Below are 14,461 nucleotides of genomic sequence, written 5' to 3' on the forward strand. Positions count from 1 at the left end.
AAACAGGGTTTTTTCGACTAAAATCGCACAAGCTATTAATGAAATGGGGAGATATCTATGAAAATTAATAGCTTTCTTTTATCAAAATATGATAGAGGTGAACAATTTGAGTATGGAGTAAAGTTAATACCAAATAGAACCTTGGATAGGCTAACAGACAGCATGGTTATCTCTGCAGAAAAAAATATTAGTGGAAAAAATTTATTTAATCTGTGCTTTAATAAGAGACAAGAAGGTAAATTGATTAACAATAAATTTATTTTGCCAGAGGAAAGTTTTAAAGAATACATTACTTTTCTAATGGGGTATTGCAATAAAATCAAAGAGCATGAAAAAAATAAAAAAACTGAATTTAATATTGAGGGTCAGGGCAAAATAATAATATCCTCCCTTAATAAAGATATTATAAAAATATCCTCTGAAAAAGCGGAAAAGGATTCAAAAGGTAAAGTGTTTTTTACTTTACTAAAAACAGAAATGCTGCAATACATCAAGGCATTGGATGATGTTTATCTAGGAAAAGAAATAACAAGTTTACTAATTTATCAGATGGGTTATCTAAATAATCCCTTAAGTAAAAAGGAAAGAGATAAGCTTTATTTAGATGCACTTTATGTATTTGCTGATTGTGCCTTAGATTATAAGGACAAGGAATCCTTTCAAATTTTATCAAAGGAAATAAAAAAGATATCAAGTGCTTAAAGTTTTCTAATGTGGTGTCGAATATGTATAGTACATATTCGACACCTTTTGTACTGTTAAAAAATATAACGTATGTATTCTGTAAAGTATAGAAAAAGGAGGAAATGACGTGAAAGAAGTAAATTCTATAGATAGCATAGATGATTTTATAAAGGAAAATAATTTAGCATTGATATACATATCTTTAGAAGAGTGTAGTGTCTGTAAAGTGCTGATGCCAAAGGTTGAGGAATTACTAAAAAAATATGATAAGATAAAGAGTATAAAGGTGGATATGGATCAGACTCCTGCAATATCAGGAAAGTTTTCTGTTTTTACAATTCCTACAATAATATTATTTATCCATGGAGAAGAATACATTAGAGAATCAAGATTTATAAGTATATCAGAATTAGATACTAAGATACAGAGATATTATGATATAATGTTTAAGTAAGGATATACAAGTTTAATAGTTTAAGAATTTAGCTAACTTTCTTAAAAGGATAGTTAACTGTTAACCCATGCAAATCCGTTAATCACTAAAGAAAAGGAGATGAGTTATTATTGGATAAGAAAAATATTAAACAGGTAAGCATTTACTCATTAATAGGAATAATAGTCTTTGTAGCGGTTTCCTTTGGTAGTTATAAATTTTATAAGGTACAAGCTTATAACAAACTTATAAGCAGTGCTAATAAATACATGGAGGAAGGAAACTATGAAAAGGCAATAGATGTGTTTAATGAAGCGTTGGAATATAAGGAAGATTCAAATGTAAAGAACAGTGTAATATTAGCAAAAAGTTTGTTAGCATCTCAAAAATACTACGAAGAGGGTGTTAAAGAGATGAAGAAGCAAGATTATGAGAAAGCAATTGATAGCTTTAAAAAGGTAGTAAAAGAAGATACAAAGAGATATGAAGATGCACGAAAAAAAATAGATGAGTGTACAAAAGCTTTTATAGCCTTAAACTTAAAAAATGCTTCTGAAGCTGCAAAAAACAGCAAATATGAAGAGGCCAATAAGTATTTAGATGAAATATTGAAAATAGATAGCGCAAACAAAGAGGCAAAAAAGCTGAAAGAGGATTATTCAACAGCTTCCAGTAAAAAACAACAAGGTTCAGAAGATAAAGACAAAGGTTATAGTGCAGGAGTAACAGCAGATCAAGCGGTTAAAATTGCAGCTAAATATGTGACTAATAAAGGGACAAATACTAAATTCAGCTTTGATCATGAAGATTCAAGGAATGGAGTTAATTACTACGTAATACATGCTTTTGAAGACATGGGAGATCATGTTGCTACCCTTGGTTGGTATTACATAGAGAAGGGTTATGGAAAAGCTTATGAATGGGATCTGGCTGAAGATCAACTAATACCATTAAATTAGGTAGCGGTAAAATAAAATTCAACTAGATATAACAAAAGTATTTATACAAATTATTAAAGGTATCAAATGGCCCCCTAGAAGTCATCTGGTACCTTTTTGTTATTCAAAAGCATTCATTTCAAGTTTTTCATAAAGTTCCTTATCGATATTATGAGTAAGGGTAAGTTTATTATCCTTTCTAAACCTAATTACTTGGGCTTTCATTCCATCGCCATAAACACCATCAAGTTTTCCAAGATAGTATCCTTTATCTCTAAGTCTCCTTTGAACTTCCCATACATCAGCACCTCTATCACCGGGAATCAGATTTCTAAAGTGATTAGAATAAAGTCCATAAGGACCACCATATATGACAACGGTAGTACCTACTCTTACTCGTTTATACAGATCTTCTACATCTTTATTAAACATTCTAATGCAACCTAAGGACTCAGCACCACCAATGGTTAAAGGCTTATTAGTTCCATGTATACCATATTTTCCCCAAGGTACATTTAGTGCCATCCATCTACTTCCGAAGCCTTTTCCCCAGTCAGCTTCTTTGCCAATAATAGTCCAGGTTCCAATAGGAGATGGAGTAGATGGTTTACCTCCAGCTATGGGATAACTTTTTATTACCTCATTAGTATCTTTATCTATTAGGAACATTTTCAAATCATTTAAGTCAACTAAAATATTATGGTTAGTATTATTTTCAATATTGGAGCTTACTTCAGGATTCAAAGCCCCTACATTAATGTTTGTGAAAAAAATTAACACTAATGTTAATAATATAGTTATAGGTAAAAATCTATGATTTTTCATTTAAACACCTCTAGTTGTTGATATGGTATAAATTATTTAGATATTCTAAAATGATATTCAGGGGTACTGGCAGTTATTGGCTTAAATTTATACCCTAGATCCTTATAATGTTTTATTATTTTAGGGAGAGCTAAGCATGTATTTTTATTAGGTTGATCGCAGTGGGCCAGCAAAAATACTTTAGTCGGATTAATACATTTACTAGTGGCCTCTCTGTATAGTTTATCTGCAGGGGTATTATAATCTAGGCCGTCGGATACACTTAGGTTCCAGTCATATATTTTATAGTCTTTAGCATGTAGCTTCTCTAAAAGACTTCTACTTAAATGATTTTTACTTCCTGAAGGAAACCTGATTGGCTTAGGTTCAGTGCCTATAACTCGTTTAATTTCTGCTGCAGTTTTATCCATTTCGTCAATAAAGGCATTGTCACTAGAATATATTTTCTTATACTGGTGAGTGTAAGTATGAAGACCAATACTATGACCTTCATTGAACATTCTTTTTATTATTTCCTCTCTACCTTCAATTTTATAACCTACAACAAAAAAGGTAGCTTTCACATTTTCTTCTTTTAGAATATCTAAGATTTTATTTGTTACTACAGTACTTGGGCCATCATCTAAAGTTAAATATACAACTTTTTCAGTACTATTAGCTGTAGAAGCTGGGTCTGCCTTAGCTATGTTTAAAGAGCCCATTAATATAAGACTAGCAAGTAATACTGTAATGATTGATACAATCCTTTTTTTGTTTGACATAATCATGCCTCCTTATATGCAAATAGGTTTATCCATTTATGTGTATGAGAAAAAATCTAATTCTGTTATCTCCCCAACCTAAATCCCAAGGTACATGATACCTATCCGTAGTGTGAGAGTTAACTAAAGGATATCCATGGGAGTCCCAACCAGTAATTACTGCAAAGTGATCAGTAGTTCCCTTCTTTTCGTAGCATACTAAGTCCGCCAGTTGAAGTCTTTGAACTATACCATTAGCAAACTGTAAAGTAGATGCTGTTAGCTCACTAAAAGTCCCTTTTCCAATCACACTTCCAGTACCGCTATACCGTAAGTAGTCTTTTAATCCATCTGCATTTACCCAAGCAACAGTGCCTTGATTATTGCCAGCTTTAGAGTATTCACAGTGCCAAGCTGAATCCATAGGAAGGGCACCAGCTTCTTTATCACCTAAAACCTGAGAGGCATAGTTTGTGCAATCTCCCCCTATACCGTTAAAGTCCTTGTATTTTTTGTTATATTTAAAATCATTACCACTTCCCCAAGCTGCGCCACAGTACTTATCTGCATATTGAACAGCTTGCCGTCTGTTATAGAAAAACCTTTTGTTACTTTGAGCATTCCTACAGTTTAAAAGCATACTAACGAGGGTTGGTTTATAAGTAGCATGTAAACCATCAGAAGGAATTAGATTTTCTGCTATATCTCCGGAATAGGCTTGTAGAGCATCTTCAAAACAGTCTGTATAACAGTCATTATAAACAAGCCATTTATTATTTTTTTTCGTAAGACTGAGAGTATGTTTTATACCTACTCCAAAGGAGTTAGTTATTGGAGTTTCATCTGCGGGATAAATATAATCAAATTTATAGCTTTCCTCTAAGGAGATTGTCAATCTTCTATCTTTAGAAGGAATTTTGTTGATTCTCACGTCAGATTGAACTTTTGCAAGCTTTATACCTCTTTCCTTACACCAGGTGTGTAAATACTTAACACGTTTGACCTCATGCTCTAAAGCCCATTGACCATATTTTTCAGAAGTATCAAAGAGACCTTTCAAAGATAACAAATCTCCAGTTACAAAGGCTGAGGAACGCTTATTATATATATCCTCTACCACAGTCTTTAATTCATTTTCATCATAGCTTTCCTTAGTAATAAGGCAATTTTGTGAAGCATAAACAACAGTATTACTGTTAAAGTTTGAAAGTGACATACTAATAAGCAAAGTTATGAAAAGATATATAGTAAATTTTTTCTTGTGGTATAAGTTATAATGCAAAGGAAAAACCTCCCTGGTGATAGTTTATATTAGTATAAATGCTTATTTTAGTATTTACACTTTCTACGGTTTTAACATAATTAAAACGATAAAAGTACAAGTTAAATAATGGCAGTTTATATTAGTATTGTTGGATTTATGAGGAATTAAAGTTTAATTATAAAATTAAAGCTTTTCCTTCACAAAAACCACATAATTTGGTATCATAATATTTTAGAGATATAATAGTATAAATAAATATTAATTCAGACAAAACTTACAGAATTTTTACAGTTAGAACTGCTTATTCCATTAAGTATATGATGAAATCTATTAATATTTTTAAAGTATTAAGTTCTGATTAAGATAAATATGCTACAGTAAGTCAATAATATTAATAGCTTACAATGCGAAATCAATACAGGGAGTGATAAAAATGGAGGTTTATTTCGATAACAGTGCTACTACAAAGCCTTATGACGAGGTTATTGAAGCAATGGTTGATATAATGAAAAACTACTATGGAAACCCTTCTTCAGCCCATTCATTAGGCTTGAAGGCAGAACAAAAAATGAATGAAAGTAGAGATATAGTATCAAAAACTTTAAACTGTAGTAGAGATGAAGTAATATTTACATCAGGAGGTAGTGAAAGTAATAACTTTTTAATTAGAGGCTTCATAAAAGAAGGTTCTCATATAATTACTACCAATATTGAACATCCTAGTGTTTTAAATACATGTAAAGAATTAGAAAAAGAGGGGGTACAGGTTACTTTTCTGAAAGTAGATTGTACTGGAAAAATAGACTTACAAGAGCTAGAGAAAAGTATCAATAAAGATACACAACTTGTAAGTATCATGCATGTAAATAACGAAACTGGCATAGTACAGGATATTGATGCCATAGGTAAACTTATAAAAGAAAAAAGTAGTAGAATTAAATTTCATGTAGATGCAGTACAAAGCTATGGCAAATACAAAATAGATGTGCAGAAATCAAAAATAGACTTGCTATCTGCTAGTGGACATAAGATACATGGTCCAAGGGGAGTTGGGGTAGCTTATGTTAGAAAAGGATTAATGCCAAAACCTTTAATATACGGAGGCGGTCAGGAAAAAAGTTTTAGATCTGGTACTGAAAATTTGGCGGCAGTAGTAGGATTTGCTAAAGCTGCAGAAAAAATATATAAAAATCGTGAAAATAATTTTGAAAGAGTACTAGAACTAAAAAAGTATTTTATACAAAAGGTTAGAGATATATCTAATGTAAAGATAAATAGCGAAGGTGATAGCTACATTCCTCATGTATTAAGTATTTCTTTTGCTGGTGTAAGAGGAGAGGTTTTACTTCACTTCCTTGAGGAAAAGGGAATTTATGTTTCTACTGGTTCAGCCTGCTCTGCCAAGGGTAATAAAGATAGCCATGTACTGGGTGCTATAGGATTGAAAACTGAGGAAACTAAGGGTACAATAAGATTTAGTTTTAGTGAGCATAATACTAGAGAAGAAGTAGATTATACAATAGAGGCTTTAAAAAATGCCTTGAAATTTTTAAGGAGAGTTGGAAAATGAAGAAATTATTATTGATAAAATATGCACCAGAAATATTTTTAAAAGGATTAAATAGAGGAAAGTTCGAAAGAAGATTAAATGATAACATAAAGAGAGTATTAGAGGGTACAAATTATAGTTTTGTTTCAGACCAAGGAAGATGGTTTTTAGAATGTGAGGATATTGAAGAGGGAATAAAGAGGGTAAAGAGAGTATTTGGAGTTTCTGAAATATGTATAGTAACTGAAGTTGCAGCCAATATGGAGGAAATTCAAAAACAGGCCCTTAAGGAAATAGAAGAAATTAAGCCAGCTACTTTTAAGGTAGAAACTAATAGAGCTAATAAGAGTTTTCCAGGGAACTCTATGGAAGTAAGTAGAGAAGTAGGAGCTTATATTTTAAGAAACAGCGAAGACTTAAAGGTAAGTGTAAGCAAGCCAGAATGCATAGTAAATGTGGAAATAAGAGAGAGAGCCTATGTTTATTCTAAGAGAATAAAGGCTGTAGGTGGTATGCCTTATGGTACAAATGGCAGCACGATGCTTATGCTTTCAGGAGGAATAGATTCTCCAGTAGCAGGTTACATGATGGCTAGACGTGGAGTAGAGCTAAATTGTGTATACTTCCATAGCCACCCTTACACTAGTGAAAGAGCTAAAGAAAAGGTTAAGGATTTAGCATATATTTTAAAGGAATATACAGGAAGAATAAATTTATATGTGGTTCCTTTTACAGAAATTCAGATGCAGATTATTGAAAAGTGTAGAGAAGATGAACTAACAATAATAATGAGAAGATTTATGATGAGATTAGCTTGTAAGTTAGCAGAAATTCATGAAGTTAATTCTGTAACTACTGGTGAGAGTGTAGGGCAGGTTGCAAGTCAAACTATGGAAGGTCTGGTAGTAAGTAATGATGTAGCAGATAGACCAGTATTTAGACCTTTAATTGCTATGGATAAGATAGATATAATGGATATATCTAGAGATATAGGAACTTACGAAACTTCAATTTTACCTTATGAAGATTGCTGTACTATTTTTGTACCTAAGCATCCTAAGACAAAGCCAAGACTTGATAGTATAAGAAAGGCTGAAGAGGCTCTTGACATTGAACTGCTTGTAGAAAATGCAGTTAAGGGCACTGAAGTTTTTAGATAATAAATAATGGACAGTGAAGAAGTTTTTCTTCATTGTCCATTATCAATTTAGTTAAAAAAATTCATAATCATCTCTTTTTTTTCTTTTATTTTTTATGACTTCCTCAAGTTTATCCGGTGCATCTACCTGAATAAAAGCAAGTTGTCCCCCAGGATATATACCATTGTTAGTTACTTTATAACCATCATGATTATGCATAGGGTAAAATTGAGGGAATAATTTATCATTGACATCATTACTGCCCTGAGAATAAATTTGTAGATAATTCGTAAGAGTAGGTTTTTGGCATTTTAAAGGCTCTGTTGGAATATTAAAGATTGCTGAGGAATCTTCTTGAGATAGAGATTTAAGCTGACTATATAAATAAGGCACTCCAGAAAAACCTTTTGTTATATAGTTTTTGTATTCCTCTCTCTTGTCATCTGAAGATATAATTAAATCATAGGTTTGACCTGAGGCTATAGAAACAGTGCATCCCATTTCACCAATTTCATTTGCAGTATTTTTAATATTTAAATGTGACTTCAATTTTAAAATGCTATTCAGAACTGCATCTTTTCCAGCCACTAGAAAAGGCCATCCATGAACATACCAAGGCACTACCTGATACCCCATATTTATCATTCTTAGAAGAAACTTTTCTCCTGTTTTCACATGAACATAAGACTCATAGTTAGCTTCCCCTGCCTTTGATGTTAAAGGATGGGGATAAAGTGTATCAGGAAAAGATCTTCCATTAATTAACCAATAGTCTGATTTGTAATTTATGGCGTTGAAGGATGAATTGTTAAAAACACTTTCATGCCATGTAGAGTCTATATCTGACAAAAGCATGGTGTATTCTTTGTCGAAATAAGTAGAAACATTTTCGTATGCAAAATTTCTATTAGTAGCAGTAAAAGGAATATGACTTTGTTCAGTGCCATTAAAACACCATCTACCAGACTTATTCTTCTTTATACCGGCTTCATTTAAGCTTTTCATGGAAGGGTACACAATTAGTGCTCCATACATACCCATTTGAATATGTTCGGAGGCTTCAACCTGGCAATGATACATACAAGTGCCGCTACCCATTGGTTTGTAATAGTAAGTGATTGCAGGAGGGCATTCCTTTAACTTTTCCCATACAGGCACACCAAAGGAGGTTTCAGGGAATCCATCTATTTGAGTGGATACATGGGCTCCGTGAATATGGATTGTGTGATAATTTCTAAGATCTGGTCTGTATTTCATACCTAGGTTTATTAAGGTTATTAATATATCATCATCTACTTCACCCCATATTAATGGAGAGGGGATAGAGGCAGTACCTTTTAAGTTTTGGTAATCACTCCAGTTATGAGGATTTTGCCAATTTAAATTAGAATTGATTATGGTACTGTCTACCCTAAATAACCCTCCTACAAAGCCAAAAACATATAGGTTTTTCCTATCTGTTGAGTTATCAGAAAGGCTAGAACTTGAAGGTGAATTTATAAATCCATCTGTTGAAAACAATACATAATGTCTTACAGACATTTAAAACACCTCACTTTTTAATCTGTATTGTAAATAGTCTTTACTAATTCATCATATTCTTATAAGTGAGGTTAGGTTACTGTTAATAAGTACGTTTCCGTAACAAATGCTGTTTTACAGGACATCTTAATTGTTAATTACACTTTAAACTTATTTATGGCTTCCTCAAGAGATTCACAGATAGTTACTAAATTTTCTGCTTCTGTTTCAATGCTTTGGATAGATGAAAGCTGTTCCTCTGCGGAAGCAGCAACTTCTTCTGTTTCATTGGCGTTTTCATCTGATATAACTGCTATATTTTTTATAGAGGTATCTACAAATGAAGCGTCTTTCTCAATATTTTCTATTTCCGTAGCAATTTCATGTATATGTTCCTTTATAGTTGTAGACACTTTCTTAATATTATCAAACATTTCAATTGTGCTTAAGACAGCCTTTTTCTGTTCTTCCATTAGACTATTCATATTGTGAACTTCCTCTGAGGACTGTCGTGTATAAGCTTGAGTTTCATTAATCAAGTTATATATGTTTTTCGTAGCATCATTAGATTGCTCTGACAGTTTACGTATTTCTTCAGCAACTACTGCAAAACCTCTTCCATGTTCACCGGCACGAGCTGCCTCTATTGATGCGTTTAAAGCCAGTAAATTTGTTTGAGCTGTAATGCTTTCAATGGTACTGATAATTTGTCCGATTTCTTGGGATTTTTGCGAAAGAGAATCCATTGACATAAGTACTTTACTAAAGGCTTGTAGGTTTTCTGACATTGTATCACTTTGATGTTTAATAATCTGAACACCGGATGTTGCCACTTCCTCACCCTTTTGGGATAATTCCTCAGAGTATGATATATTTTCGTTTATATTTATAAGCTTTTCAGTAATAAAGCTTATAGAATTGCTTCCTTCTTTAGCAGCGGCAGCTTGATTAAAAGCCCCTTTAGAAACATTTGTTATACTATTTGTAACCTGTTCAGAAGCCTTAGAAACTTCATTTGTAAACTTCATCATATCCTCTGAAGATGACGTTACAGCTTTACTAAGTTCTTTTGACTTAGATAATAAATCTCTAATATTTAATACTAAATTATTAAAAGATTTCATAAGGTATCCTAACTCGTCTTTAGAGTGAATTTTTCCCTGAACTGTCAGGTCACCTTCTTCTACCTTGGTAATTAAAGAAGACATTTGAGAGATAAATATTGCAATATTCCTATAGGTTTTCATTGTAGTAACACTAAGTAGCACTATAAGCAAAATTCCAAATACTATAATAGAGATTAATATTCTTTTAAACTGCAAATTTTGAAGCTCGGCCTTTTTATTGATTTCTTTGATGGAATTATGAGAAATAGCCTTTATTTGCTCTACTAAGCTATCTAGCATATCTGTAGGGACTCTGTCCTGTCCTTTTACTAGAGTATCTACAGATATGCTAGATAGCTGTATTAGGATCAAAGCTTTTTAATGCATTATTGTAAGCTTCATTTAACTTATTGTGACTATTAGAAAAGTCATCTACTATCTTAGTATCAATATTAAGTTCTTTCATATGTTCTTTTAGTGCTTGAAGATCTGATTTAACCTTTTCACTTTCATTTAAAAACTCTTTGTAATTGCTTTCCAAGGATTCTTTATTTGTACCTCTAAGAAGGGTGTTTTTCCAAGCTTGTACCTGTTTTTTAAAGTGAAGTTGGGTACTACGGGAACTATCAACTAATTCAAGATAGTTTTCAATCAATGATAACCTAGCATTGGATTGTTCTTTAATCTGGCTTAGTGAAGTCCAAGAGAATGTGCCTAAACTTACTGTAATTATTATGCATATGGATATGAGCATAATTAAATTTCTTCGTATTTTGTTATTTTTCATATAATTTCCTCCACCAAATATGTAATAGATTAATTATATATTACTAATATTTATTAATATGTTCAATATGTTTATACAAAGCGTAAAAAAAGGAGCAGATATAGGGTCAATCTATATCTGCTCCAAAATTGGTCTTATAATGTATATATAGGGGGAGGAGTGTCAACGAAAACAAAGAAAAACATCCATTTATAAGTTTATCCTTATTTTAATCAATTAATATGTCATTAATTAAGGGGGATCAATTAATAAATATTTTCCTTTGATATTTATTATTATATATTAATGTTTATTAAAACGCAAGTGTAAAATTTAAATTTTTAAAAATAACTAAATTTTATACTTTGCCTATTGATAATATATAAATTTATCAATCTTTCTAATATCAACTTCAAAGGGATGCCAGTTATAACCATCCCATCTCCAACCAGCAGTATGTCCTCCGCCTATAAAAGAAATATAAGCCCAGAATTCTACGCCATCTCTAAACCATAGGTATGTGTATTTAAATATAGCAGCTTTAAGAGGAGCAGAATCTACACCTAGACCAGTCATTTGTAAGTAGTTAACAGGCGATGATTTTGAAGAGGTAAAGTTTGGTGGAGGTGAAACAGGTGGTTTAGAAATTAGTGAACCTATTGTTCCACCTACAGGTGGAAAGCATTGAGTACCTCATCTAAATGAAGAACTGTTAAAATTATTTGACATAACCAATTTAAATCACATCCTAGAGGATCGTTAGAAGCATCCAAATCCAGCAACTAAATCTGAATTCAACCTAAAAGGTACCCAGTTAGAACCAGTCCATCTATAGCCAGCGAAAGAGGTATCATCTACATAATTAATCCATGACCAAAATCCAGTATTAATATTCAGCCATATATAGACATATCTAAACATACATGTACCTATTACACTGGTATCAACAGCATAAAAAAATCCAGTGCCTGAACCAGTAGTTTCGTACACAGCTTGTATTTTAGATGGTATAAAGTTAGGTGGAGGACCAGGAGGAGCTATAGAAGGTGGAGTTCCTGTTAAACCAGGAGATAAACTAAACTGTTCAGGTTGAAAAGTTTGGCGACAAAGCGGTTCATAAGGGCAATTGCTATAGTAAAAATACATTCTTATACTCTCCTTTAAAAGCTTACATTACATATTATGTTTTTAAATAACAAAAGGTTAATACTATATTGTAAAAAATAGTATAATCTAAATAAATGGGCAGATTTTTATTATCAATATCTAATTAGAAAAGCTCTGTTATCAAATAAATATTCTATAAGAATAATGTATTTTCAAAATTTAAAATATTACGAAAGGAATACGGATACTTGTATAGAACTTATATGCATCAGGGGGGATGCATATGAAAAATACTACAAATAGTTGTGAGACACTGGATAAATTTATACATAAGAAAATTATTATTATTGTTATTTTAGTCATATTTTTAAACCTTTTAATAAAAAATTGGCTTTTTACCCATATTTTTATTGAATATCTAACTAATATTGTGGGAATGAGCGTATGTATTATAGCGCTAAACACTTATAAGATATGCAAAAATGAGTTTTTTGCATTTTTGGCTGTAGCTTTTGCTTTCATATTCCTATTTGAGTTTATGCAGATGGCTGCTTACCAAGGCATAAGTATTATAGGTCAAAGTAATTATAATCTTACTGTGCAGCTTAACTTAATTAAAAGCTATTATAGTTGTATAACTGCTGTATTAGCATTTAGGTATATAAGAACAAGATTAAAGATTAATGTGATATTTTACATGTTTTTATCTATATCATTCATACTACTTTTATCCATTTTTTATTTTAGAGTATTCCCAGTATGCTATATAGAAGGTTACGGACTTACTACATTCAAGAAGGTAAGTGAATTTATGATATGTATAATGTACATTATCAGCATTATAAAGTTGAGAAAAGCAAAATTTTACTTTAATCAGCAGGTTTATAGTTACTTATTTTATTCTTTAGTATTAATTTTAGCCTCTAATGTTCTTTTTAGCTTATATATAAATGAATATAGTACACAAAATATTGTTGGACACTTATTATTAATTTTATCTTACTTTTTCTTATATAAAGCAGCAGTACAGAGCACCTTAAGAGCACCCTTTAAGTTTTTATTCTCAGAACTCAGTATAAAAAATATAAGATTAAATGAACGTAACAGGGAACTTGAATATGCACGGAAAATTGCAGAGGATGATAGACAGAGATACAAAAACTTAGTAGAAAATATACAGGTTCCCATAATAGTAAAAAAGGGAGAAAAGATCACCTTTGCTAACAAAAGTGCCTTAAGTCTCTTTAAAGCAAAATCACAAGAAGAGCTTATAGGTGAATGTCTATTGAAGGTTGTACCAGAAGAGCATAGAGATCTTGTTAAAACTTGCATTGCAAGCCAGAAGGAAGAAGGGGAACGGAATTACCATGGACTAAAGCTTCTTGCTTTGGATGGAAGTTATTTGTATGTAGATGTATCCAAATTAAATATAAGATATGGTGGTTTAAATTACAGCTATTTTGTGTTTAAAGATATTGCTGAAAAACAGAAGAGGAAAGAAGTTGAAAGAAAGCTTAAAGAAACAATGGAACTTGAAAAGCTAAGAACAGAATTTTTTGCAAATCTATCCCATGAGTTTAGAACGCCTATAAATGTTATTTATAGTGCACTTCAAGTTATGGATATATATATTAAAAACGAAAATATCTATAATATAACTAAATATATATCAACAGTAAGACAAAACTGCTATAGATTACTTAGACTGGTTAACAATTTAATAGACATTACTAAGATTGATGCTGGATTTTATAAATTTAACTTAAAAAATTGTGACATAGTAAGTTTAGTTGAAAATACTGTAGAATCAGTGTTACCCTACATACAAGGTAATGGAATGGAGATTACTTTTGATACGGATATAGAAGAAAAGATAACCGCCTGTGATCCAGATATGATTGAAAGGGTGATGCTTAATTTAATTTCAAATTCAATAAAATATAGAAGAGAATATGGAGGTGCTATTACTATTAATATATATAATAGTGATGAAGGTATCACTATATCTATAAAAGATAACGGAATAGGTATACCGTTGAATAAGCAGAGCAATATCTTTGAAAGATTTGTACAGGCTAACAATTTACTGACAAGAAAATGTGAAGGAAGCGGAATTGGTCTCTCTATAGTAAAATCTTTAGTAGAAATGCACAAAGGAACTATAACTTTAATAAGTGAAGAGGGAGAAGGGAGCGAGTTTGTTATTGATATTCCATTGAATATTACAAAAGGAGAAGAGTGTGGCAAGAACTTATTTGTAGGAGGGGACATAATGGAAAAGGTGAATATTGAGTTTTCTGATATATATAATTTGGGATAAAGTACAGAAGATAAACCTCTTCTCTTTTGTCCTGAAAAATATGAAGAGGTTATAAATTATTTGTGTGTT

The 14,461-nt window shown here is 31.6% G+C and carries 14 protein-coding genes; 6 read left to right on the top strand and 8 right to left on the bottom strand.

Annotation, left to right across the window (positions count from 1 at the left end; all coding sequences use genetic code 11):
- The first annotated feature begins 57 nt into the window (after positions 1–57).
- The 3 genes from N4T77_RS14210 (at position 58) to N4T77_RS14220 (ending at position 2,076) form a co-directional block, all read left to right on the top strand.
- Positions 58–702 carry a hypothetical protein gene (locus tag N4T77_RS14210; protein ID WP_261672475.1) on the top strand — a complete coding sequence of 215 codons (645 nt, stop codon included), beginning with the start codon at positions 58–60 and terminating at the stop codon, positions 700–702.
- A gap of 109 nt (positions 703–811) precedes the next feature.
- A complete protein-coding gene (locus N4T77_RS14215; protein WP_261672476.1) occupies positions 812–1,138 on the top strand; it encodes a co-chaperone YbbN in 327 nt (108 codons plus the stop codon).
- A 110-nt stretch (positions 1,139–1,248) separates the two neighbouring features.
- The gene (locus N4T77_RS14220; RefSeq protein WP_261672477.1) at positions 1,249–2,076 is read left to right on the top strand and encodes a lipopolysaccharide assembly protein LapB; all 828 of its coding nucleotides are present in this window, start codon (positions 1,249–1,251) and stop codon (positions 2,074–2,076) included.
- A 99-nt stretch (positions 2,077–2,175) separates the two neighbouring features.
- Here N4T77_RS14220 and N4T77_RS14225 read toward each other — a convergent pair whose 3' ends face one another.
- From N4T77_RS14225 to N4T77_RS14235, 3 genes are read right to left on the bottom strand one after another with little or no spacing between them, the layout of a single operon-like run.
- The gene (locus N4T77_RS14225) at positions 2,176–2,880 is read right to left on the bottom strand and encodes a L,D-transpeptidase family protein (protein WP_261672478.1); all 705 of its coding nucleotides are present in this window, start codon (positions 2,878–2,880) and stop codon (positions 2,176–2,178) included.
- Positions 2,881–2,912: 32 nt separating this feature from the next.
- Positions 2,913–3,647: a polysaccharide deacetylase family protein gene (locus tag N4T77_RS14230; RefSeq protein WP_396125134.1), complete on the bottom strand. Its 735-nt coding sequence runs from the start codon at positions 3,645–3,647 to the stop codon at positions 2,913–2,915.
- Positions 3,648–3,669: 22 nt separating this feature from the next.
- Positions 3,670–4,836, bottom strand: a complete 1,167-nt coding sequence (locus N4T77_RS14235) for an amidase domain-containing protein (protein ID WP_315903172.1) — start codon at positions 4,834–4,836, stop codon at positions 3,670–3,672.
- A gap of 481 nt (positions 4,837–5,317) precedes the next feature.
- On the opposite strand from N4T77_RS14235, the gene N4T77_RS14240 reads away from it, so the two are divergent.
- Both N4T77_RS14240 and thiI read left to right on the top strand, forming a co-directional pair.
- Positions 5,318–6,454, top strand: a complete 1,137-nt coding sequence (locus tag N4T77_RS14240) for a cysteine desulfurase family protein (RefSeq protein WP_261672480.1) — start codon at positions 5,318–5,320, stop codon at positions 6,452–6,454.
- Positions 6,451–7,593, top strand: coding sequence for a tRNA uracil 4-sulfurtransferase ThiI (gene thiI, locus N4T77_RS14245; RefSeq protein WP_261672481.1), 1,143 nt, complete (start codon positions 6,451–6,453; stop codon positions 7,591–7,593). The genes N4T77_RS14240 and thiI overlap by 4 nt, the downstream gene beginning before the upstream one ends.
- A 51-nt stretch (positions 7,594–7,644) precedes the next feature.
- Here thiI and N4T77_RS14250 read toward each other — a convergent pair whose 3' ends face one another.
- From N4T77_RS14250 to N4T77_RS14270, 5 genes are all read right to left on the bottom strand, one after another.
- On the bottom strand, positions 7,645–9,114 hold the full coding sequence (locus N4T77_RS14250) for a multicopper oxidase domain-containing protein (RefSeq protein WP_261672482.1): 1,470 nt from the start codon (positions 9,112–9,114) through the stop codon (positions 7,645–7,647).
- Positions 9,115–9,251: 137 nt separating this feature from the next.
- Positions 9,252–10,571 carry a methyl-accepting chemotaxis protein gene (locus tag N4T77_RS14255; protein WP_261672483.1) on the bottom strand — a complete coding sequence of 440 codons (1,320 nt, stop codon included), beginning with the start codon at positions 10,569–10,571 and terminating at the stop codon, positions 9,252–9,254.
- The gene (locus tag N4T77_RS14260; protein WP_261672484.1) at positions 10,549–10,986 is read right to left on the bottom strand and encodes a hypothetical protein; all 438 of its coding nucleotides are present in this window, start codon (positions 10,984–10,986) and stop codon (positions 10,549–10,551) included. The genes N4T77_RS14255 and N4T77_RS14260 overlap by 23 nt, the downstream gene beginning before the upstream one ends.
- A 348-nt stretch (positions 10,987–11,334) precedes the next feature.
- The gene (locus tag N4T77_RS14265) at positions 11,335–11,541 is read right to left on the bottom strand and encodes a hypothetical protein (protein ID WP_261672485.1); all 207 of its coding nucleotides are present in this window, start codon (positions 11,539–11,541) and stop codon (positions 11,335–11,337) included.
- Between the two features lie 183 nt (positions 11,542–11,724).
- Positions 11,725–12,111 (bottom strand): hypothetical protein, encoded by a 387-nt coding sequence (locus N4T77_RS14270; protein WP_261672486.1) that lies wholly within the window; start codon positions 12,109–12,111, stop codon positions 11,725–11,727.
- Positions 12,112–12,355: 244 nt separating this feature from the next.
- On the opposite strand from N4T77_RS14270, the gene N4T77_RS14275 reads away from it, so the two are divergent.
- Positions 12,356–14,392 carry an MASE3 domain-containing protein gene (locus tag N4T77_RS14275; protein ID WP_261672487.1) on the top strand — a complete coding sequence of 679 codons (2,037 nt, stop codon included), beginning with the start codon at positions 12,356–12,358 and terminating at the stop codon, positions 14,390–14,392.
- Positions 14,393–14,461: the final 69 nt, after the last annotated feature.

The sequence above is a fragment of the Clostridium sp. CX1 genome, assembly GCF_025398335.1.
GTDB classification, from domain to species: domain Bacteria; phylum Bacillota; class Clostridia; order Clostridiales; family Clostridiaceae; genus Clostridium_AM; species Clostridium_AM tanneri.

Excerpts from the sequence above, each read along its gene's own strand:
- N4T77_RS14270 (WP_261672486.1), bottom strand. The coding sequence starts at position 12,111 with ATGTATTTTTACTATAGCAATTGCCCTTATGAACCGCTTTGTCGCCAA.
- N4T77_RS14230 (WP_396125134.1), bottom strand. The coding sequence starts at position 3,647 with ATGATTATGTCAAACAAAAAAAGGATTGTATCAATCATTACAGTATTA.
- N4T77_RS14275 (WP_261672487.1), top strand. The coding sequence starts at position 12,356 with ATGAAAAATACTACAAATAGTTGTGAGACACTGGATAAATTTATACAT.
- N4T77_RS14240 (WP_261672480.1), top strand. The coding sequence starts at position 5,318 with ATGGAGGTTTATTTCGATAACAGTGCTACTACAAAGCCTTATGACGAG.
- thiI (WP_261672481.1), top strand. The coding sequence starts at position 6,451 with ATGAAGAAATTATTATTGATAAAATATGCACCAGAAATATTTTTAAAA.
- N4T77_RS14225 (WP_261672478.1), bottom strand. The coding sequence starts at position 2,880 with ATGAAAAATCATAGATTTTTACCTATAACTATATTATTAACATTAGTG.
- N4T77_RS14260 (WP_261672484.1), bottom strand. The coding sequence starts at position 10,986 with ATGAAAAATAACAAAATACGAAGAAATTTAATTATGCTCATATCCATA.
- N4T77_RS14235 (WP_315903172.1), bottom strand. The coding sequence starts at position 4,836 with ATGTCACTTTCAAACTTTAACAGTAATACTGTTGTTTATGCTTCACAA.
- N4T77_RS14265 (WP_261672485.1), bottom strand. The coding sequence starts at position 11,541 with ATGACTGGTCTAGGTGTAGATTCTGCTCCTCTTAAAGCTGCTATATTT.
- N4T77_RS14250 (WP_261672482.1), bottom strand. The coding sequence starts at position 9,114 with ATGTCTGTAAGACATTATGTATTGTTTTCAACAGATGGATTTATAAAT.
- N4T77_RS14210 (WP_261672475.1), top strand. The coding sequence starts at position 58 with ATGAAAATTAATAGCTTTCTTTTATCAAAATATGATAGAGGTGAACAA.